The sequence below is a fragment of the Streptomyces sp. MMCC 100 genome (assembly GCF_041538145.2).
Taxonomy (GTDB): domain Bacteria; phylum Actinomycetota; class Actinomycetes; order Streptomycetales; family Streptomycetaceae; genus Streptomyces.
On record NZ_JBGORK020000001.1, the window covers coordinates 4,249,423 to 4,268,609 of the forward strand.

The following is a 19,187-nucleotide window of genomic DNA, read 5'->3' on the forward strand; positions in this document are numbered from 1 at the left end:
TTCGTGGTGCGCGATGTTTACGTAAACACCGCGGGCGAAGTTCCAGGACGTGGACGAGCGAGGAACGACATGACGACGCTGCAACCGCCGGCCGCCGCCGAGCCGCGGCCGGCCCCGCCCCCGGTGCGGCGGGACCGCCGCTCCTGGACGGGGTGGGGCTTCCTCGGCCCCTTCGTGGCCGTGTTCGCCCTGGTGTTCCTCGCGCCGATCGCCTACTCGGTCCACCTCAGCCTCTTCCGCGACCAGCTCATCGGCGGAACCACCTTCGTCGGCCTCGACAACTACGCCGAGGCGCTGAAGGACGACCGGTTCTGGGCCTCGCTCGGCCGGGTCTCGCTCTTCCTCGCCGTACAGGTGCCGGTCATGCTCGGCATCGCGCTCCTGGTGGCCCTGGCGCTCGACAGCGGACGCCTCTACGGCCGGGACTTCTTCCGCATCTCCATCTTCCTGCCGTACGCCGTGCCCGCCGTGGTGGCCACCCTGATGTGGGGCTTCATGTACGGCACCCGCTTCGGTCTGGTCGGTGACATCAACAGCGCGCTGGGCGTCTCGCTGCCCGACCCGCTCTCCCCCGACCTGATGCTGGCCTCCATCGGCAACATCGTGACCTGGGAGTTCGTCGGCTACAACATGCTGATCTTCTACGCGGCGCTGCGCGTCGTCCCGCACTCGCTGTACGAGGCGGCCCAGATCGACGGCGCCGGCCAGATCCGCGTGATCACCGCCATCAAACTCCCGGCCATCCGCGGGGCCCTGGTGATCGCCACGATCTTCTCGATCATCGGCAGCTTCCAGCTCTTCAACGAGCCCAGCATCCTGCAGCCCCTGGCGCGCAACGCCATCACCACGGACTACACGCCGAACTACTACACGTACGCGCTGTCCTTCAACGGGCAGCAGCACAACTACTCCGCGACGGTCGCCATCGTCATGGGGCTGATCACCATGGTCATCGCCTACGCCGTGCAGCTGCGCGGCATGCGCAAGGGAGTGTGAGGCAGCGATGACCAGTCCCGTCGCCACCGCCCCGGACCGTTCCACGCCCACGCCGTCCGGCACCTCGGGCTCCGTCCCCGGGCTGCGTACGCCCCGGCGCCGGCACTCCGCCGACCGGCCCCGGCGCAGCGTGCTGCTGACCGTGCTCACCGCACTCGTGCTGCTGTACAGCCTGGTACCGCTCGTCTGGCTGGCCGTCAGCGCCACCAAGACGCAGGAGGGGCTGTCCCGTTCCCCCGGTCTCTGGTTCGACGGCGACTTCGCGCTGTGGGACAACATCGGCGAGACGTTCACCTACGACGGCGGCGTCTTCACCCGCTGGCTGCTCAACACCCTGCTGTACGTGGGACTGGGCGCGGGCGGCGCCACCTTCCTCGCGGTGCTCGGCGGCTACGCGCTCGCCAAGTTCGACTTCCCCGGCCGGCGGGCCGTCTTCGCCGTCGTCATCGGCGCGGTCGCCGTGCCGGGTACGGCACTGGCGGTGCCGACCTTCCTGATGTTCAGCAAGATGGGGCTCACCAACACCCCCTGGGCGGTGATCATCCCGTCCCTGATATCGCCGTTCGGTCTCTATCTGATGTGGGTGTTCGCCACCGAGGCCGTCCCGACCGAGCTGATGGAGGCCGCCCGCATCGACGGGGCGGGCGAGGTGCGCACTTTCTTCCGGGTCGCCCTGCCGCTGCTGGCGCCCGGCATCGTCACCGTCCTGCTGTTCACCATGGTCGCCACCTGGAACAACTACTTCCTGCCGCTGGTCATGCTCAAGGACCCCGACTGGTACCCCCTGACCCTGGGGCTCAACAGCTGGAACCAGCAGGCCGCGACCGCGGGCGGCGAGGCCGTCTTCAACCTCGTCGTCACCGGGTCGCTCATCACCATCCTGCCGCTGATCGCCGCGTTCCTGCTGCTCCAGAAGTACTGGCAGTCCGGTCTCGCCGCCGGGAGCGTCAAGGAGTAGCGCCACTCCCCCACACACCAACAGCCTCGCCAACCCTCAACGGTGCCGGTTCCGGCCACGAAGAAGTGGAAGCACACCCATGCCCACACACCTGACCAAGCACTCGCGCCGCCTCCTGCGCGGCACGGTCCTCGTCTGCGCCCTCGCCCTGGGGGCGACCGCCTGCGGCGACTCCGACGACGGGGGGTCGAGCCGGAAGGCGGTCTCCGAGGCGGACATACAGGCGGCCCTGAAGGAGGGCGGCACCATCACGGTCTGGGCGTGGGAGCCCACGCTCAAGCAGGTGGCCGCCGACTTCGAGAAGGAACACCCGGGCGTCGAGGTCGACCTGGTCAACGCCGGTACCAACAAGGACCAGTACACGGCGCTGCAGAACGCCATCTCGGCGAAGAAGGGCGTCCCGGACGTCGCCCAGATCGAGTACTACGCGATGGGCCAGTACGCCCTGACCGAGCAGCTCACCGACCTCAAGTCCTTCGGTGCCGACAAGCTCTCCGCCAAGTTCTCCCCCGGTCCGTGGAACGGGGTGAAGGCCGGTTCGGACGGCGTGTACGCGCTGCCGATGGACTCCGGCCCGATGGCGCTGTTCTACAACAAGAAGGTCTTCGACAAGTACGACATCAAGGTGCCCACCACGTGGGCCGAGTACCTGGACGCCGCACGCGACCTGCACAAGGCCGACCCGAAGGCGTACATCACCGCCGACAACGGCGACGCCGGGTTCGCCACCAGCATGCTCTGGCAGGCCGGTTCGCGTCCCTACACGGTGAACGGCACCAAGGTGAAGATCGACTTCTCCGACCAGGGCGCCAAGACGTTCACCGACACCTGGCAGCAGCTCATCGACGAGAAGCTGCTCGCCTCCGTCCCCGCCTGGACCGACGAGTGGTACAAGGGCCTCGGCGACGGCAGCATCGCGACGCTGGCGACCGGCGCCTGGATGCCCGCCAACCTCGAGTCCGGCGCGAAGACCGCCTCCGGTGACTGGCGCGTCGCCCCGCTGCCCCAGTGGACCGCCGGCGGCGAGGTCAGCGCCGAGAACGGCGGCAGCGCGCTCGCGCTCCCGGAGCTGGGTGGGAACGAGGCGCTGGCATACGCCTTCGTCGAGTACGCCAACGCCGGCGACGGCGTGCAGACCCGCCTGAAGAACGGCGCATTCCCGGCGACCACCGCGGATCTGCAGTCCACGAAGTTCCAGGACACCGCGTTCCCGTACTTCGGCGGCCAGAAGGCCAACAAGATCTTCGCCGAGTCGGCCGCGAACGTCCCCGACGACTGGTCGTACCTGCCCTACCAGGTGTACGCGAACTCGGTCTTCAACGACACCGTCGGCAAGGCGTACGTCTCCGGCACCACGCTGACCGAGGGCCTCGAGTCCTGGCAGGAGGCCTCGGTCAAGTACGGCGAGGAGCAGGGCTTCACCGTCGAGAAGTAGCGCACGCCCCCCACCGGAAGGACCGCCATGATCTCCACCCTCCACTCCCGCCCGCACCGCGGGGCGGACGGTGCGCCCGCCCCCCGTCTCGCCTACGGCGCCGACTACAACCCCGAGCAGTGGCCCCGGGAGGTGTGGCAGGAGGACGTACGCCTGATGCGCGAGGCCGGCGTCACCATCGTGTCGCTCGGCATCTTCTCCTGGGCCCGTATCCAACCGGGGCCCGACGCCTGGGACTTCGCCTGGCTCGACGAGGTGATGGACCTGCTGCACGAGCACGGCGTCGGCGTCGACCTGGCGACCGCCACCGCCTCCCCGCCGCCCTGGCTGACCACCGCGCACCCCGAGATCCTCCCGGTCACCGAACGGGGCGAGACGCTGTGGCCTGGAGCGCGTCAGCACTGGCGCCCGACCTCGCCCGTCTTCCGCGAGCACGCCCTGCGTCTGGTCCGGGAGCTGGCGACCCGCTACGCCGATCATCCGGCCCTGGTCGCCTGGCACGTCAACAACGAGCTGGGCTGCCACAACGTCTACGACTACTCCGATGACGCGGCCCGTGCCTTCCGGGTCTGGCTGCGCGCGCGGTACGGCACGACGGACGCCCTCAACCACGCCTGGGGCACGGCGTTCTGGTCGCAGCGCTACGGCGACTGGGAGGAGATCCTGCCGCCCCGGCTCGCGGCCTCGCACCCGAACCCGACCCAGCAACTGGACTTCAAACGGTTCTCCTCGGACGCGCTCAAGGACCACCTGCGCGCGGAGCGGGACCTCCTGCGGGAGCTGACCCCCGACGTCCCCGTCACCACCAACTTCATGGTGATGCCCGGCACCAAGGGCATGAACTACGCGGACTGGGCGGGCGAGGTCGACTTCGTCGCCAACGACCACTACGTCGTCCCGCATCCCCAGGCCCGTGACGAGCTGTCGTTCTCGGCGAACCTCACCAGCGGCATCGCGGGCGGCCGCCCCTGGTTCCTGATGGAGCACTCCACCGGTGCCGTGAACTGGCAGCCCGTCAACCTGCCCAAGCGGCCCGGGGAGATGGCCCGGGACTCGCTGACGCACGTGGCGCACGGCGCCGACGCGGTCTGCTTCTTCCAGTGGCGCCAGTCGGCGGCCGGCGCCGAGAAGTACCACTCGGCGATGGTCCCGCACGCCGGCGCGGACAGCGACCTGTTCCGCTCGGTCACCGCGCTCGGCGACACGCTGAAGACGCTCGCGCCGGTCGCCGGGAGCGAGCGGGAGCCCGCCGAGGTCGGCATCCTCTTCGACTGGGAGTCGCGGTGGGCGAGCGAGCAGGACTCGCACCCCACCTCGCTGCTCGACTACCACCAGGAGGCACTCGACTGGTACTCGGCGCTGCTCTCCCTCGGCGTCCGCGCCGACGTAGTCACCACCGGCGCCGACCTGAGCCGCCACCGGGTCCTGATCGCGCCGGTGCTGCACCTCGTCCCGGCCGAGCTGGCCAAGGACCTCACGCGCTACACCGAGCAGGGCGGGCACCTGGTCACCACGTACTTCTCCGGCATCGTCGACGAGAACGACCACGTGTGGCTCGGCGGCTACCCGGGCGCCCTGCGGGACCTGCTCGGCATCCGCGTCGAGGAGTTCGGCCCGCTGCCCGCCGGGCAGAGCGTGGAGCTGGACGACGACAGCACCGGCGGCCTGTGGACCGACCACGTCACCGTCACCGCCCCCGAGACCGAGGTCCTGGTCCGCTACCGCACCGGTACGCACGCGGGCCGCCCCGCGGTCACCCGGCGCGGCGCCGGCAGCGGTTCGGCCGCCTACGTCTCCACCCGGCTCGGTGCCGACGGGCTCGCCGCGCTGCTGCCGAGGCTCTTGGAGCCGGCCGGGGTGACGAGCGAACTGCCCACCGAGGCGCGGGGACGGGTCGAGGCCACCGTGCGCCGCGGCCCCGGCGGCCGGTTCCTGTTCCTGGTCAACCGGACCGACGAGACCGTGACCGTGCCCGGGCTCACCGGGGAGGTCCTGGTGGGCACCACCGGTGACGAGGGCGCCGTCGTCCTGGCGGGCCGAGAGGTCGCCGTCCTGCGCACGCCCGCCGGCTGACCCCGCGACCGCGACTCCCCGGAGCGGCACGCATCCGCTCCGGGGTTGTCCCCTCCTGCCCGGATCCGGACGGGAGGGGCCACCACGGGCGACCACGCCTCCAGAGGGGAGCACCTCATGACCACCGGCCCCCGTGAGCACGAGACCCGCCGCAGGACGGCCCGGGAGCTCTACTCGGACGGCGCGCCGGGCCTGGAGGCCCTGGCGGAAGAGCGGCTGCGCGGCAAGGAGCCGGCCGACGTGCCGCCGATGACGGTCGTCGCCGGGACCCCGGCCCGGGTGCCGCGCGAGATCACCGACGCCGACCGCGAGTGGACCTGCCGTCCGCCGCGCACCCTGGGTCCGGACGCCGGGTGATCCCGAGGTGACCGGCAACTCGCTCCGGCCGACCGGTACATGGCGGGACGACACCACAGTACGATGATCGAAAACTGCGGCGGAGCGTCACCTCCCGGACCACGGAGCCTGCCATGACGACGGACCATTCCCAGCCTCCCCACATCGACACCGGCCGGGCCCACCCGGCGCGGGTCTACGACTGGCTGCTGGGCGGCAAGGACAACTACCCGGTCGACGAGGCGGTGGGCGAGACCCTGCCGCCCGAGGCGCGGGACGCGGCGCGGCAGAACCGCGCGTTCATGAACCGCGCGGCGGCGCACCTCGCCGCGCAGGGCATCGACCAGTTCCTGGACATCGGCACGGGCATCCCGACGGAGCCCAACCTGCACCAGATCGTCCAGCGGACGGTGCCCAAGGCCAGGGTCGTCTACGCCGACAACGACCCGATCGTGCTGCGGCACGCGGAGGCACTGCTGGTCAGCAGTCCCGAGGGGGCCACGGACTACATCCAGGCCGATGTCCGGGAGCCGGACGAGATCGTGCGGCACGCCCGCGGGATCCTGGACTTCGACCGGCCGATCGCGCTGTCGCTGATCGCCCTGATGCACTTCGTCCCGGACGACCAGGACGCCCACGGAATCGTCCGGGGGCTGGTGGAGACCCTTCCGTCCGGCAGCCACCTGGTCCTCTCGCACGCCGCGATCGACCTCTTCCCCGAGCTGGCGGAGCAGGTGATCGCCCAGTACGCCAAGGGCGGCATCCGTCTCGGCTTCCGCACCCGGGCGGAGGTCGCCCGCTTCTTCGACGGCCTGGACCTGGTGCCTCCCGGCCTGGTCACGGCCACGGAGTGGTCCGGCGAGGGCCTGGAGCCGCCCGCGCCGGAGGAGAGCGGTATCTACGCGGGCGTGGCGCGCGTTCCCTGACCGGGTGGCGGGGAGGCCGGGCAGTGGGTGGGCTCAGCGGCGGCGCCCGCGCGTCGCCCAGCCGCTGCCGATGCCGGCGACATGCAGTGCCAGCAGGGCGAGCCCGATGAGCATGACGTTGGTGGAGGTGAAGATGTCGTTGGTCGACACCTCCGCCGCGTTGATCAGCCAGGCGAGGAGGAACAGAACCGCCGCGACGATGGCGAGCACCGTGTACATCCCTTCGGATCGGCGGCACCGGGCCGGCGCCGTGTCACGCGTATGCCCCCTGAGGGGTGCGTGACACGGCGGAAGGCGCCGTGCGCTTCGTACAGTGGAGGGACCGGACCGTGGCGGAGCCGCCCGGTCTCTCCCGCCTCCTCGTCCCGGAGCCCTCATGCACGACCCCTCCACCGCACCGGACGACGGCTCCGACGCCCTGTTCGGCCTCGACGCCCTGGCGCCCGGCCCGCCGGCCGCCGCACCTGCCGCCGGGCCGCTCTTCCGGGACTCCTCCGTCGCCCGTCGGCTGCTGCCGGTACGGGAGATCCACGCCGAGCCGGCGGCGGCCGCCTCCCCGCGCGGCCGGCAGGTCCTCGCCAGGTTCCCCGACGCCCGCGTGGTCGAGGTGGACTCCCACTGGGGCATCCCCGGCCTGCACGGCAACGAGGGCAACGTCGAGCGCTGGGTGCGGGTCAAGGGCGAGACGCTCGTCCTGGGCGAGCGCAAGTCGCTGACCACCCGCCCCAACGGCCGCTCCGCGGACTGGATCGCGCCGGGCGGCTCCAACGGCTGCGCGATGGCCTGCGCCTACTGCTACGTGCCGCGCCGCAAGGGCTACGCCAATCCCGTCACGGTCTTCGCCAACATCGACCGGATCATCGCCCACCTCGGCCGGCACATCGCCCGGCTGGGGCCCAAGCCCGAACCGAACCAGTGCGATGCCGAGGCCTGGGTCTACGACATCGGTGAGAACGGCGACTGCTCGGTGGACGCCCTGATCTGTGACAACACCGCGGACCTGGTGCACGCCTTCCGGCAGTGGCCGACGGCCAAGGCCTCCTTCGCGACCAAGTTCGTCAACCCCGACCTGCTGGCCCTGGACCCGCGCGGCCGGACCCGCATCCGCTTCTCCCTGATGCCGCCGGACGACTCACGACTGCTGGACGTACGCACCTCCCCGGTCGCCGAACGGATCGCCGCGGCCGGCGACTTCCTGGACGCCGGCTACGAGGTGCACTTCAACCTCTCCCCCGTGGTGGTGCGGCCGGGCTGGGAGGAGGCCTGGGCGGAGTTGCTGCGGCATCTCGACGACGTGCTGCCGGACCGGGTCAAGCGGCAGGCCGCCGCCGAGGTGATCATGCTGACGCACAACCGGGACCTGCACGAGGTCAACCTGGGCTGGCATCCGCGCGCCGAGGAGATGCTGTGGCGGCCGGAGATCCAGCAGGCCAAGCGCTCCGAGAACGGCGCGCTGAACGTGCGCTACCGCGTGGGTGTCAAGGCCGATGCGGTCGCCCGGCTCCGTGCGCTGGTCGCCGCCCACGCACCCTGGCTGCGGATCCGTTACGCCTTCTGAGGGCGAACCACGGACGCCAAGTAAGGCAGACCTAAGATCAGATAATGTTTCGTGTGCCACAACCACCGGAAGCAACCCTTCCGGCTGTTCCGCAAGCACACTCGGGAGCCGGCCTTGCCGCACACGATCGACACGACCGGAGACCGGCCCAACGCCGCCGCCACCGCCACCGCCACCGCCACCGAAGAGGGCTGGGTAGAGCTCGGCTCTCGCGCGCAGCTTCGCGAGCTGCTGGGCGAGCCCTGGCCCATCGTCATCGACAAGGTGCACGACCGCCTATCGGACGACGACCTGGGCATACTGGCCCGCTCCCCCTTCTGCCTCCTGGCGACCTCGGACGCGGGCGGCAACTGCGACGTGTCACCCCGCGGCGACACCCCCGGCTTCACCCACGTCCTCGACTCCCGCACCCTCGCCCTGCCGGACCGGGCGGGCAACCGGCGCGGGGACAGCTTCCACAACATCCTCGACAATCCGCACGCCGGCCTGCTCTACCTGATCCCCGGCGGCAAGGAGGTGCTCCGGATCAACGGCCGGGCACGCATCCTCACCGACGCGCCCTTCTTCGACGCGATGGCGCGGGACGGACGGCGCCCGGACCTCGCACTGCTCCTGGAGATCGACGAGATCTACCTCCACTGCCCGATGTCCCTGAACCGGGCGGGTCTGTGGAAACGCCAGTCCTGGCAGGCGAGTTGAGTCCTCCGCCTCGCCGGGAAGCGAAGGGAGGGGCGGTTGCCGCGGGGGCCGTGTGAGCCCCGCCTCTACCAGCGGTTTTTAGGTTAGGCTAACCTTTGTCGCGTGAGATCAGCTGAAGACGCAGCCGGTACCCCGCGCCTGCGCGGTCATGAGCTGTCGGCGACGGGCGTGACCGTCGCCTACGACGGCGTCGATGTCGTGCACGACGCGGGGGTCAGGCTCAGGCCCGGCGAAGTGACCGTCCTGGTGGGTCCGAACGGCAGTGGGAAGTCGACGCTGCTGCGGACCGTCGCCCGGCTGCAGCGGGCCCGCAGTGCCACGATCGGCATCGACGGCACCACCGACGGCCTGGCGCTGACGTCCCGTCAGTTCTCGCGGTACGTCGCCCTTCTGACGCAGGGACGGCCGACGCCCGGCGGGCTGACCGTACGGGACGTCGTCGAGTTCGGCCGCTATCCGTACCGGGGCCGCTGGGGGCGGCCCGACCCGGACGGCCCGGCCGCCGTCGACCGGGCGCTGGCGCTCACCGGCGTCGACGGGCTCGCCGACCGCGGCGCCGACCACCTCTCCGGGGGGCAGTTGCAGCGCGTGTGGCTCGCGAGCTGTCTCGCCCAGGAGACCGGCGTACTGCTCCTGGACGAACCGACGACGTACCTCGACCTGCGCTACCAGGTCGAACTGCTCGACCTCGTCCGTGACCTGGCGGACCACCACGGCATCGCCGTCGGAGTCGTCCTGCACGACCTCGACCAGGCGGCGGCCGTCGCCGACCGGATCACGCTCCTCGAAGCGGGCCGGATCGTCGCCGACGGCCCGCCCGAGGACGTGCTGACGCCGGAACGGCTGACCGCCGTCTACGGCATCCGGATCGACGTCGACACCGACCCCCTGACCGGCCGGCTGCGCACCCGCCCGATCGGCCGCCACCACATACGAACCCCCGAAAGGCTCGGCACCACCTCATGAGACGCCTCCTGCTCACCGCGGCCGTCACCACCGCCGCGGCGCTCACCCTCGCCGCCTGCGGCACCACCGAACCCGCCGCCGACAAGACGGAGAAGAAGGCCTCCGAGGCGATCACGCTCAAGGACGGCAAGGGCACCGAGGTGAAGCTCGACGGGCCGGCCACCAAGGTGGTCGCCACCGAGTGGAACGTCGTCGAAAGCCTCGTCTCGCTCGGGGTCGACCCGGTGGGCGTGGCGGACGTCAAGGGTTACGAGACCTGGGACAGCGCCGTTCCCCTCAAGAACGAGCCCAAGGACATCGGCACCCGCGGCGAGCCGAGCATGGACACCATCGCCTCGCTCGCCCCCGACCTCATCGTCGCCACCACGGACCTCACCCCCGCCGCCGTGAAGCAGCTGCGCGAGGTCGCCCCGGTGATCGAGGTGACCTCCGCCGACGGCACCGGCCAGATCGACCAGATGCTGGACAACGTCGACCTCATCGCCAAGGCCACCGGCACCTCGGACAAGGCCAAGTCGCTGCGCGAGGGCTTCGAGGCCAAGGTCGCCGAGGGCAGGAAGGCCCTGGCCGACGCCGGGATGGCCGGCAAGGACTTCGCCTTCGCCGACGGCTACGTCGCCTCCAACCAGGTCTCGATCCGCCCCTACACGGCGACCTCGCTCATCGGTGAGGTCAACGAGGCGGTCGGTCTGAAGAACGCCTGGACGGTGAAGGGCGACGAGGCCTACGGCCTCGGCACCACCGACGTCGAGGGTCTGACCAAGCTCCCCAAGGACACCCAGTTCGCCTACATCGGCAACGACGACGACCCGAGCGCCACCCCGTTCACCGGTGAGCTGGCGAAGAACTCGGTGTGGAAGTCCCTCCCGTTCGTGAAGGCCGGGGACGTGCACCGTCTCGACGACGGCATCTGGATGTTCGGTGGGCCCGGGTCGATGGAGGCGTACATCGACGCCGTCGTCGGCGCCCTGACGAAGTAGCGGGGCCATGGCCGTCACCGCAACCGAACCCACCGCGGCCCGTCCGTCGACGGTCCCCACGTCCCGGTCGGGCGCGGCCGCGGTGACGGCCGGAATCGTCCTGCTGGTCGCCGTACTCGCCGTCGTCGACATCACCCAGGGCACCGCGGCCGTCGGCCCGTCCGAGGTGCTGAAGGCCCTGACAGGCCGGGCCGATCCGGACGACGCGTCCGTCGTCGTCGCCTCCCGGCTGCCCCGGATGACCGCGGGCCTGCTGGTCGGCGCCGTCCTGGGCATGGCCGGCGCCGTGCTCCAGGCGGTCAGCCGCAACGTGCTCGCCTCCCCCGACACCCTCGCGGTGAACGCGGGTTCCTACCTGGCCCTGGGACTGGCCGGCGCCACCGGCGTCTCGCTGCCGATGCTCGCCTCGTCCGGTGTCGCCTTCGTGGGCGGACTCGCGGCGGCGGCCGTCGTGCTCGGCCTGTCCGGCCTCGGCACGGGCACCGTCCGGCTGGTGCTGGCGGGCACCGCGCTGATGCTGGGCCTGAACTCCATGACGGAGGGACTGCTGCTGCTCTTCCCGGAGCAGACGAAGGGCCTCTACGAGTGGAACCAGGGCAGCATCGCCCAGAACGGCTTCGACGGCGTCCTGCAGATGCTGCCGATCGCCCTGATCGGGCTGGTGGGCCTGATGCTGACCGCCCGTCGGGTGGACGCGCTGGCCCTCGGCGACGACGCGGCGCGCGGGCTCGGTGTGCCGGTCCGGGCCACCCGGGTCACGGTCGTCGTGCTCGCGGCGCTGCTGTCCGCCGCCGCGGTCACGCTCGCCGGCCCGATCGGCTTCGTCGGCCTGTGCGCACCCGCCCTGGTGCGCCCGCTCGCCCGCCGGTTCCGCGGCTTCGCCCGCTCCCGTACGGCCATGCCCGCGGCGGCGCTGACCGGCGCGGCCCTGGTGCTCGGCTCGGACGTGCTGCTGCGGGCCCTGGTCTCGGACGACCGCTCGGTGTCCGTGCCCACGGGTGTCGTCACGAGCCTGGTCGGCGCCGTGTTCCTGGTCGCCATGGCGCTGCGGGTGCGGGACACCGCCGGGGCCGGGGCGCCGGACCGGCTGCGGATCCCGAGCCGGGCGGTGTTCCTGGCCACGGTCGCCGTCCTGGTCGTGGCCCTGGTGGGCCTGGTGATCGCCGCCGTGCTGATCGGCGACACCAAGCTGCTGCTCGGTGACGTCGTCAACTGGGCCCAGGGCCGGGCCGGTCGGACCGTCTCCTTCGTGCTGGACACGCGGGTGCCCCGGGTGCTCGCGGCACTGTGCGCGGGCGCGGCGCTCGCCCTGGCCGGCACGCTCGTGCAGGCCGTCACCCGCAACCCGCTCGCCGAGCCGAACGTCCTCGGGGTGACCGGCGGTGGCGCGCTGGGTGCCGTGATCCTGGTGACCACGGTGCCGGCCGCCGGGACGTGGGGCGTGGCGGGAGCCGCGTTCGCGGGGTCGGCCGTCACCGCGGTCCTCGTCTTCGGGCTCGCCGCCCGGGGCGGTTTCCGGCAGAACCGGCTGGTCCTCGTCGGTATCGGCGTGGCCTCCGGAACGGCGGCCCTGATCAGCCTGCTGATCGTGCTCACCGACCCGTTCAACGCGACCAAGGCGCTGACCTGGCTGTCGGGTTCGACCTACGGGCGGACCATGCCGGACGTCGTGCCGGTCGCGCTGGCACTGGCCGTCGGCATCGGCGTGGCCGTCGCCCGGCGCACCGAGCTGGACCTGATCTCCCTGGACGAGGACACGCCGCGGCTGCTCGGCCTGCTGCTGGCTCCGGGCCGCCTCGGGTTCCTCGTGCTGAGCGTCGTCCTCAGCTCGACCGCCGTGGCCTGCGCGGGCACCATCGGCTTCGTCGGGCTCGTCGCCCCGCACGCGGCACGCGCCCTGGTGGGCCGGCGGCACGTGCGGGTCGTGCCGGTCGCGATCCTGCTCGGCGCCACGCTCGTCTGCGCCGCCGACCTCCTCGGCCGCACGGTCATCGCCCCGGCCCAGCTCGGTGCGGGCCTGATGACGGCGGTGATCGGGACGCCGTACTTCCTGTATCTCCTGGTACGGAGCCGTCGCTAGGCACGGCGGCGGGGAAATCCGGGTGCCGGTAAGGGGTGTGCCCCCGTACGGTGCCGCCATGGACCGGCGCGCCGCGGACGGGGGCCACGCGGGCCTGCTGAACGTCATCGATCTCGAGGCCACCCGCTGGGACGGGCAGCCGCCGCCCGGAGCGGTGAGCGAGATCATCGAGATCGGGCTCGCCGTGGTCGACCTCGACGCCCGGGAGCGGGTGGCCCGGCACCGGATCCTGGTGCGGCCCACCCGCTCCCGGGTCAGCGCGTTCTGCACGGAGCTGACCGGTATCACCCGGGCCGAGACCGACCGGGGCGTGGGTCTCGCCGAGGCCTGCGACACGCTGGTGCGCGAACACGGCGCGGGCGTCCGGCCCTGGGCGAGCTGGGGCGACTACGACCGGAAGCAGTTCCTCCGGCAGTGCGCGGCCGACGGCGTGCCCTACCCCTTCGGCCACCCGGCCGAGCGCGCGCACACCAACGCCAAGGCGGTCTTCACCAAGGCCCACGGGCTGCGCAGGCGTCCCGGCATGGCGCGGGCGCTGGAGATCGCCGGGCTGCCGCTCGAAGGACGGCACCACCGGGGCGTGGACGACGCCTGGAACATCGCGGCGCTGGTGCTCCGGCTGGCCGACCGGGACGCCTGGCCCGGCTCTTGTTAGACGCGACGTCAAGTTACTGAACCGTAATGAGTCAGGTGCTACCCCAGGTAACCCCTGTCCGGTTACGGTCCCGTAACCCACAGGAGCAGCGCGACCACGGCCCCGACCCCACGGGGCCGCGGACGACCGGATCCGGCCCTTCCCCAGGAGGTTCGCCATGCCCCCACGTCCACGCATGCTCGCCGCGGCGATCGCCGCCGCGCTCGCCCTCGGCGCGCAGGCCGTCCCGGCCGCAGCAGCCGGCGCATCGGCGACTCAGACGTCCCGCGGCGTCGAGATACCCGCCTTCTACACCCCGCCGTCCGAACTCCCCGGTACCGACGGCACGCTGATCCGCAGCGAGCCGCTGCCCCTGGCGCTGAGCCTGCCCGGCATCGACGGGCCGCTCCCCGGCCGGGCGACCCGGCTGATGTACAAGTCGACCGACGCGAACGGCGAGGCGGTCGCCGTGACCGGCGCCTACATCGAACCGGCCGCGAAGTGGCGCGGCGACGGGCCGCGCCCCCTGGTCGCCGTCGCGCCCGGCACCATGGGGCAGGGCGACCAGTGCGCCGCCTCGATGGCCCTGGAGCACCCGTTGCAGCTCAACGGGCAGACGGTCTCCGTCGGTTACGAGGACCTGTCGGTGTACCGGCTGCTGCTGCGCGGCGTCGCCGTCGTCGTCACCGACTACGTCGGCCTCGGCACCACCGACCGGCTGCACACCTACGTCAACCGCGTCGACGGGGCCCACGCGGTGCTCGACGCCGTACGCGCCGCGCGCTCCCTCGACTCGGCGTCCGTCACCTCCGGCTCCCGGGTGGGTCTGTTCGGATACAGCCAGGGGGGCGGAGCCACCGCGGCCGCGGCCGAGCTCCAGCCCTCCTACGCCCCGGACGTCCAGCTGGCCGGCACCTACGCCGGTGCACCGCCCGCCGACCTGACCGAGGTGACGAAGGCGATCGACGGCAGCGACCTGGCGGGCGCCCTCGGCTGGTCGCTCAACGGTTTCCTCCAGACCGAGCCGGCCCTGCGACCCATCGCCGACCGGTACGTCAACGAGGCGGGCGAGGAGGCGCTCAAGGACCTGTCGACCATGTGCGTGGGCGACGCGCTCTTCGGTTACGGCGGCGACAGCAGCACGCACTGGACGAAGACCGGGCAGTCCCTCAGCGACATCATCCGGGCCGAGCCCGCGCTCCAGGACTTCCTCGCCGAGCAGCGCATCGGCGCGCTGAAGCCCGCGGGGCCGGTCAGGGTGGCCACGGGGACCAGCGACGACCTGGTCCCCCACGGCCAGGCCCGCCGGCTGGCCGTCGACTGGTGCGACAAGGGCGCGAAGGTCACCTACGTCCCCGTGCTGCTGCCGGGCGTGGGCAGCGGTCTGCTCAACCACTTCGCCCCGTTGCTCACCGATCAGGGCAACGCCGTCTCCTGGCTCACCGACCGGCTCTCCGGCAAGCCGGCCGGCTCCAACTGCTGGAGCATGCCGGCACAGCCCTGAGCCGTACCGCGGCACCGCTGCCCGGGGCCTCCGCGCCGCCCCGGGCAGCGGCTCCGGCATGCGCCGGTCCCCTGTTGCGGCACAGAATTCGCTCAGGCGAACTGTGGCGGAGCGACAGGAAGGCAGCGGCGTGGTCGACGCGAAGCCCGACGGCGGGTCCGGTCCCCGGAGCGGGGCGAAGATGCCGAGTACGGTCGCGCACCTGCCGCGGCAGGTGCGCGAGGAGCTGGCCCGCCGGCTCCGCCGCACCAAGCGGGCCTTTCGCGAGGAGGACGTCCAGGTCGTCGAGGGACCGCTGCTCAAGCGCGCGGTCGGGGCCTCCGCGCTCGGCAACTGCATGGAGTGGTTCGACTTCGGCGTCTACAGCTATCTGGCCGCCACCATCGGGAAGGTGTTCTTCCCCGGCGCCTCCCCGGCCGCCCAGGTCATCTCCTCCTTCGCCACCTTCGCCGCGGCCTTCGTCGTACGCCCGCTCGGCGGCCTGGTCTTCGGACCGCTCGGGGACCGCGTCGGCCGGCAGAAGGTGCTCGCCACCACCATGATCATGATGGCGCTCGGCACCTTCTCCATCGGCCTCATCCCCAGCTACGCCACCATCGGCATCGCCGCCCCGGTCCTGCTGCTGCTCGCCCGGATGGTCCAGGGCTTCTCCACCGGCGGCGAGTACGGCGGCGCCACCACCTTCGTCGCCGAGTACTCACCCGACCGGCGGCGCGGCTTCCTCTCCAGCTGGCTCGACTTCGGCACCTTCGTCGGCTATGCGTTGGGCTCGGCGCTGGTCACCGTCCTGAACCTGTCGCTGACCGACGCCCAGATGCTGCACTGGGGCTGGCGGCTGCCGTTCCTGATCGCCGGACCGCTCGGCGTCATCGGCCTGTACATGCGGCTCAAGCTGGAGGAGTCCCCCGCCTTCCAGCAGCAGCTCGACGAGCACGAGAAGGGCCTCGCCCAGGAGTCGGCGGGCAGCGAGTTCAAGACCATCGTGCGCGGCCACTGGCGCCCGCTGCTCGTCTGCATGGGCCTGGTGCTGCTCTACAACGTCACCAACTACATGGTCACCGGCTATCTGCCGACGTACCAGACGGAGACCCTGGGCCGCTCCAGCGGCTTCGCGGACGTGCTGGTGCTGATCGGCATGGTGTGGATCGTGCTGCTGATCACCTTCCTGGGCCGGCTCAGCGACCACGTGGGCCGCCGCCCGCTCTACGCCGTCGGCGCCGCGGCGATGATCGTCCTCGCCGTCCCGGCGTTCCTGCTGCTGAAGTCGGACGGCGTCTGGGCGCCGGTCCTCGGGGTGCTGCTGCTGTCCACCCTGCTGGCCTGCTTCGCCGCGCCCAGCGCAGCCACCCTGCCCGCGCTGTTCCCGACCGCCGTGCGCTACGCCGCGATGGCCATCGGCTTCAACTTCGCCGTCGCCGCCTTCGGCGGCACCACGCCGCTGGTCACCGAGGCGCTGGTGAGCATCACCGGCGACGACCTGATGCCCGCCTACTACCTGATGGCCGCCGGCGCCATCGGCCTGGTGACCGTGAAGTTCCTGCCGGAGAGCGCCCAGGTGCCGCTGAACGGCTCGCAGCCCATGGTGGGCTCCCGGCAGGAACAGCGTGAGCTCATCACGACCTCGAAGGACCTCTACAGCTTCTCCAAGGACCGCTCGAAGACGCTTTGACGCCTCGCCGCGGGCCGTCGTCGGCGCACGGCCACGAGCGCGCCCGACCCCACGGCGACCCCGGCGAAGACCAGGGCGCTGCCCACGGCCTGGGCCGCGCCGTAGGAACCCGTGCCGACCAGCGGGGCCGTGCAGGCGGCGGCGACCGGGATCAGCCCGGAGAACAGGGTGGCGCGTTCGGCCCCGATCCGCTGCATGCCCATGTACCAGCACACGAACCCGACGACGGTGACCACCACCGCCTGCCACAGCAGCGCGCCCGCCTCCACCGCGTCCGGCCGGCGCAGCCACCCGGTCCCGTCGGCCAGGACGCCCGCCACCGCCGACTCGGCCGCCGCGACGCCGCACACCACGGTGGACAGCAGCCGCGGGCCCAGGGGCCGCAGTACGGGCACGGCCAGGACGGCGAACCCGACCTCGCCGGCCAGCGCGCACACGGAGAAGGCGAGGCCCGCGCCGTCGGTGCGCCCCCAGCCCTGGACGGTGAAGGCACCCAGAGCCACGAACAACGCCCCGTACATGACGAGCCGTTGGGGCCTGCGCCCCTCCAGTAGGGGGACGACGACAGCGACGACCACGGGCGCGCAGCCCACGAGGACACCGGGTACCGCGGGCTCCGCCGTGCGTTCCGCGGCGAGGACGGCGAGGTTGAAGCCGACCATGCCCACGGCCGCGAGCAGCGCGAGGCGCACCCACCGGCCGGCGCCGAGCGCCCGCAGCCGGGTCGCGGCGCCGGGGCCGGCCAGGGGGACGAGCAGCAGGAAGGCCAGGCCGTAGCGCAGGAACTGGCCGCCCGCGTACGGGTAGTCGCCGAGCAGGCTGTTGGCGGTGAAGGATCCTCCGACGAGGACACAGGCGAGCGCGGCGAGCAGGGCCCCGCGCGTGGTGGTGGCGTTCATGGCCACGACGCTAGAGAGCGAGGCGGTCCGCCACGGGGTCCACTTCGCGTCCGCTGTCGGGGACCAATCGGGGGCGACGGCCGCTCACACGCTCGCCACGGCATCTTCATCACGTGCATGTCACGGGAATCGGGGGTAGTCGGAGGGTTCCGGTGCCAACACATCGGTGAGACAAGGGATTTGACGGCAATGAACGGACATGGGAAGGAACCGCCAGTGCGCACCAGCAAAGTGGCAACCGCCGTGGCGACCGCGAGCGTCTCCGTCGCCCTGCTGGCCGGCTGCGGCGGCGACTCGGGCGACGAGGGCGAGCCGTTCGAGGGGCAGAGCGCCGACGACATCGCCGCGAAGGCCGTCGAGGCAACCCGGCAGGCGAAGTCCATGCACGTGAAGGGCGACACCCGGCTCGAGGACGGGGGCACCGTCAGCATCGACGTCTCGGTCGACCAGGAGAAGAACTGTCAGGGCACCATCGGCGCGGGCGGGACCGAGGCGGACGTGCGGCACACCGACGCGACCCTCTACCTGCGGGGCGACGAGCAGTACTGGCAGACCGCCCTGGAGCAGCAGCCCGACGCGGCGCGGAAGATGGCGCCGAAGCTTCAGGACAAGTGGGTGAAGATGCCGGCGAACGACGCCACGACCGCCGGGGTCTGCGACAAGCAGGGCTTCGTCGCCGCCATGGACGAGGACGAGTCCGAGCGCCAGGGCATGAAGCGCGGCTCCACGACGGACGTGAACGGCGAGGAGGCCCTGAAGCTGACCAAGGACGTCTCCGGAGGCGAGAAGCTCACCCTCTTCGTCGCCACGGAGGGCGAGCCGTACATCCTCAAGACCACGACCGAGGGCGGCAAGAACCCCGGCACCGTCACGTTCAGCGAGTACGGCGAGACGGTGCACCCCGAACAGCCGCCGGCCGACGAGACGGTCGACCTGAAGGAACTCGCGGGCGAGCAGCAGACCTGATCGTCCTAGGCGCCGCCGCTCCCCGCCTCCCCGCGCTCCCGGTCCGAACGCGGCCACACATAGGGCAGGTCGTCCGGGACTCCCGGGAACAGCCCGGCGTACACGGCGGGTTCCTTGCGCACCAGCGCCGAGCGGTGGCTGCGGTGGAAGGCCTCGTCGCCGAGCCAGGGCGGCAGTTCCCCGGCGGCCGCCAGTTCCGGCTGGTCCCGCACCGGCTTCCCCGGTCGGACCTCGGCGAGCCCGCTGACGAGTGATGCCGCGCAACTGTCCTGGTGGCCGTGCTCGCGCCAGACCCGGCAGACGTCGAGGCCGTACCGGACGAGTGCCTCCTCGTAGCCCGCCCACATCCGCACCGCCGGGTGTCTGCGCCAGCCGTAGCCGGGGACGGTGAGTCCGCGCAGCACCTGGAGCGCCTCCACGCGCTGCTTGCCGAGGCGACGCCGGTCCAGGGCCAGCGCCGAGTCCCGGAAACCGGGGTGGGGAAGGAAGGTCTGCATTCCGGTGCCGC

The 19,187-nt window shown here is 71.9% G+C and carries 18 protein-coding genes; 15 read left to right on the forward strand and 3 right to left on the reverse strand.

Annotated features, from left to right (window positions below; genetic code table 11):
• Positions 1–69: 69 nt before the first annotated feature.
• The 6 genes from ABS735_RS19800 (at position 70) to ABS735_RS19825 (ending at position 6,724) form a co-directional block, all read left to right on the forward strand.
• Positions 70–996 (forward strand): carbohydrate ABC transporter permease, encoded by a 927-nt coding sequence (locus ABS735_RS19800; RefSeq protein ID WP_373903081.1) that lies wholly within the window; start codon positions 70–72, stop codon positions 994–996.
• Between the two features lie 7 nt (positions 997–1,003).
• Positions 1,004–1,954 carry a carbohydrate ABC transporter permease gene (locus ABS735_RS19805; protein ID WP_373903080.1) on the forward strand — a complete coding sequence of 317 codons (951 nt, stop codon included), beginning with the start codon at positions 1,004–1,006 and terminating at the stop codon, positions 1,952–1,954.
• 79 nt (positions 1,955–2,033) lie between these two features.
• Positions 2,034–3,389 (forward strand): ABC transporter substrate-binding protein, encoded by a 1,356-nt coding sequence (locus tag ABS735_RS19810; RefSeq protein ID WP_373903079.1) that lies wholly within the window; start codon positions 2,034–2,036, stop codon positions 3,387–3,389.
• Positions 3,390–3,416: 27 nt separating this feature from the next.
• Positions 3,417–5,462: a beta-galactosidase gene (locus tag ABS735_RS19815; RefSeq protein WP_373903078.1), complete on the forward strand. Its 2,046-nt coding sequence runs from the start codon at positions 3,417–3,419 to the stop codon at positions 5,460–5,462.
• Positions 5,463–5,579: 117 nt separating this feature from the next.
• The gene (locus ABS735_RS19820; protein ID WP_373903077.1) at positions 5,580–5,819 is read left to right on the forward strand and encodes a hypothetical protein; all 240 of its coding nucleotides are present in this window, start codon (positions 5,580–5,582) and stop codon (positions 5,817–5,819) included.
• 113 nt (positions 5,820–5,932) lie between these two features.
• Positions 5,933–6,724 carry an SAM-dependent methyltransferase gene (locus ABS735_RS19825; RefSeq protein ID WP_373903076.1) on the forward strand — a complete coding sequence of 264 codons (792 nt, stop codon included), beginning with the start codon at positions 5,933–5,935 and terminating at the stop codon, positions 6,722–6,724.
• Between the two features lie 33 nt (positions 6,725–6,757).
• Here the strand turns inward: ABS735_RS19825 and ABS735_RS19830 are convergent, their stop codons facing one another.
• A complete protein-coding gene (locus tag ABS735_RS19830; protein ID WP_373903075.1) occupies positions 6,758–6,943 on the reverse strand; it encodes a hypothetical protein in 186 nt (61 codons plus the stop codon).
• A 157-nt stretch (positions 6,944–7,100) separates the two neighbouring features.
• On the opposite strand from ABS735_RS19830, the gene ABS735_RS19835 reads away from it, so the two are divergent.
• The 8 genes from ABS735_RS19835 to ABS735_RS19870 all read left to right on the forward strand — a co-directional run bounded on the left by ABS735_RS19835 (position 7,101) and on the right by ABS735_RS19870 (position 16,814).
• A complete protein-coding gene (locus ABS735_RS19835) occupies positions 7,101–8,282 on the forward strand; it encodes a spore photoproduct lyase family protein (RefSeq protein ID WP_373903074.1) in 1,182 nt (393 codons plus the stop codon).
• 114 nt (positions 8,283–8,396) lie between these two features.
• On the forward strand, positions 8,397–8,981 hold the full coding sequence (locus ABS735_RS19840; RefSeq protein WP_373903073.1) for an MSMEG_1061 family FMN-dependent PPOX-type flavoprotein: 585 nt from the start codon (positions 8,397–8,399) through the stop codon (positions 8,979–8,981).
• Positions 8,982–9,083: 102 nt separating this feature from the next.
• Positions 9,084–9,947 carry a siderophore ABC transporter ATP-binding protein CdtA gene (gene cdtA, locus ABS735_RS19845; RefSeq protein ID WP_373903072.1) on the forward strand — a complete coding sequence of 288 codons (864 nt, stop codon included), beginning with the start codon at positions 9,084–9,086 and terminating at the stop codon, positions 9,945–9,947.
• Entirely contained in the window at positions 9,944–10,927 is a 984-nt protein-coding gene (gene cdtB / locus ABS735_RS19850; RefSeq protein ID WP_373903071.1) for a siderophore ABC transporter substrate-binding protein CdtB, read from the forward strand. The genes cdtA and cdtB overlap by 4 nt, the downstream gene beginning before the upstream one ends.
• Positions 10,928–10,934: 7 nt before the next feature.
• A complete protein-coding gene (gene cdtC, locus ABS735_RS19855; protein ID WP_373903070.1) occupies positions 10,935–13,007 on the forward strand; it encodes a siderophore ABC transporter permease CdtC in 2,073 nt (690 codons plus the stop codon).
• A gap of 58 nt (positions 13,008–13,065) precedes the next feature.
• Entirely contained in the window at positions 13,066–13,662 is a 597-nt protein-coding gene (locus tag ABS735_RS19860) for a 3'-5' exonuclease (protein WP_373903069.1), read from the forward strand.
• 157 nt (positions 13,663–13,819) lie between these two features.
• Complete coding sequence (locus ABS735_RS19865) at positions 13,820–15,145, forward strand: lipase family protein (protein ID WP_373903068.1); 1,326 nt, start codon at positions 13,820–13,822, stop codon at positions 15,143–15,145.
• 181 nt (positions 15,146–15,326) lie between these two features.
• On the forward strand, positions 15,327–16,814 hold the full coding sequence (locus tag ABS735_RS19870) for an MFS transporter (protein ID WP_373903067.1): 1,488 nt from the start codon (positions 15,327–15,329) through the stop codon (positions 16,812–16,814).
• Here ABS735_RS19870 and ABS735_RS19875 read toward each other — a convergent pair.
• Positions 16,778–17,713, reverse strand: coding sequence for an EamA family transporter (locus ABS735_RS19875; RefSeq protein ID WP_373903066.1), 936 nt, complete (start codon positions 17,711–17,713; stop codon positions 16,778–16,780). The genes ABS735_RS19870 and ABS735_RS19875 overlap by 37 nt on opposite strands.
• Positions 17,714–17,929: 216 nt before the next feature.
• On the opposite strand from ABS735_RS19875, the gene ABS735_RS19880 reads away from it, so the two are divergent.
• Positions 17,930–18,679, forward strand: a complete 750-nt coding sequence (locus tag ABS735_RS19880; RefSeq protein ID WP_373903065.1) for a hypothetical protein — start codon at positions 17,930–17,932, stop codon at positions 18,677–18,679.
• 5 nt (positions 18,680–18,684) lie between these two features.
• Here the strand turns inward: ABS735_RS19880 and ABS735_RS19885 are convergent, their stop codons facing one another.
• Positions 18,685–19,176 carry an MSMEG_6728 family protein gene (locus ABS735_RS19885; protein ID WP_373903064.1) on the reverse strand — a complete coding sequence of 164 codons (492 nt, stop codon included), beginning with the start codon at positions 19,174–19,176 and terminating at the stop codon, positions 18,685–18,687.
• Between the last annotated feature and the right edge of the window lie 11 nt (positions 19,177–19,187).

What these genes read in the sequence shown, in the direction of transcription:
- ABS735_RS19860 (WP_373903069.1), top strand. Translation starts at nt 13,066, where the DNA reads ATGGACCGGCGCGCCGCGGACGGGGGCCACGCGGGCCTGCTGAACGTC.
- ABS735_RS19885 (WP_373903064.1), bottom strand. Translation starts at nt 19,176, where the DNA reads ATGCAGACCTTCCTTCCCCACCCCGGTTTCCGGGACTCGGCGCTGGCC.
- ABS735_RS19825 (WP_373903076.1), top strand. Translation starts at nt 5,933, where the DNA reads ATGACGACGGACCATTCCCAGCCTCCCCACATCGACACCGGCCGGGCC.
- ABS735_RS19820 (WP_373903077.1), top strand. Translation starts at nt 5,580, where the DNA reads ATGACCACCGGCCCCCGTGAGCACGAGACCCGCCGCAGGACGGCCCGG.
- ABS735_RS19815 (WP_373903078.1), top strand. Translation starts at nt 3,417, where the DNA reads ATGATCTCCACCCTCCACTCCCGCCCGCACCGCGGGGCGGACGGTGCG.
- ABS735_RS19830 (WP_373903075.1), bottom strand. Translation starts at nt 6,943, where the DNA reads ATGTACACGGTGCTCGCCATCGTCGCGGCGGTTCTGTTCCTCCTCGCC.
- ABS735_RS19865 (WP_373903068.1), top strand. Translation starts at nt 13,820, where the DNA reads ATGCCCCCACGTCCACGCATGCTCGCCGCGGCGATCGCCGCCGCGCTC.
- ABS735_RS19835 (WP_373903074.1), top strand. Translation starts at nt 7,101, where the DNA reads ATGCACGACCCCTCCACCGCACCGGACGACGGCTCCGACGCCCTGTTC.
- ABS735_RS19800 (WP_373903081.1), top strand. Translation starts at nt 70, where the DNA reads ATGACGACGCTGCAACCGCCGGCCGCCGCCGAGCCGCGGCCGGCCCCG.
- ABS735_RS19870 (WP_373903067.1), top strand. Translation starts at nt 15,327, where the DNA reads ATGCCGAGTACGGTCGCGCACCTGCCGCGGCAGGTGCGCGAGGAGCTG.
- cdtC (WP_373903070.1), top strand. Translation starts at nt 10,935, where the DNA reads ATGGCCGTCACCGCAACCGAACCCACCGCGGCCCGTCCGTCGACGGTC.
- ABS735_RS19805 (WP_373903080.1), top strand. Translation starts at nt 1,004, where the DNA reads ATGACCAGTCCCGTCGCCACCGCCCCGGACCGTTCCACGCCCACGCCG.
- cdtB (WP_373903071.1), top strand. Translation starts at nt 9,944, where the DNA reads ATGAGACGCCTCCTGCTCACCGCGGCCGTCACCACCGCCGCGGCGCTC.
- ABS735_RS19875 (WP_373903066.1), bottom strand. Translation starts at nt 17,713, where the DNA reads ATGAACGCCACCACCACGCGCGGGGCCCTGCTCGCCGCGCTCGCCTGT.
- ABS735_RS19810 (WP_373903079.1), top strand. Translation starts at nt 2,034, where the DNA reads ATGCCCACACACCTGACCAAGCACTCGCGCCGCCTCCTGCGCGGCACG.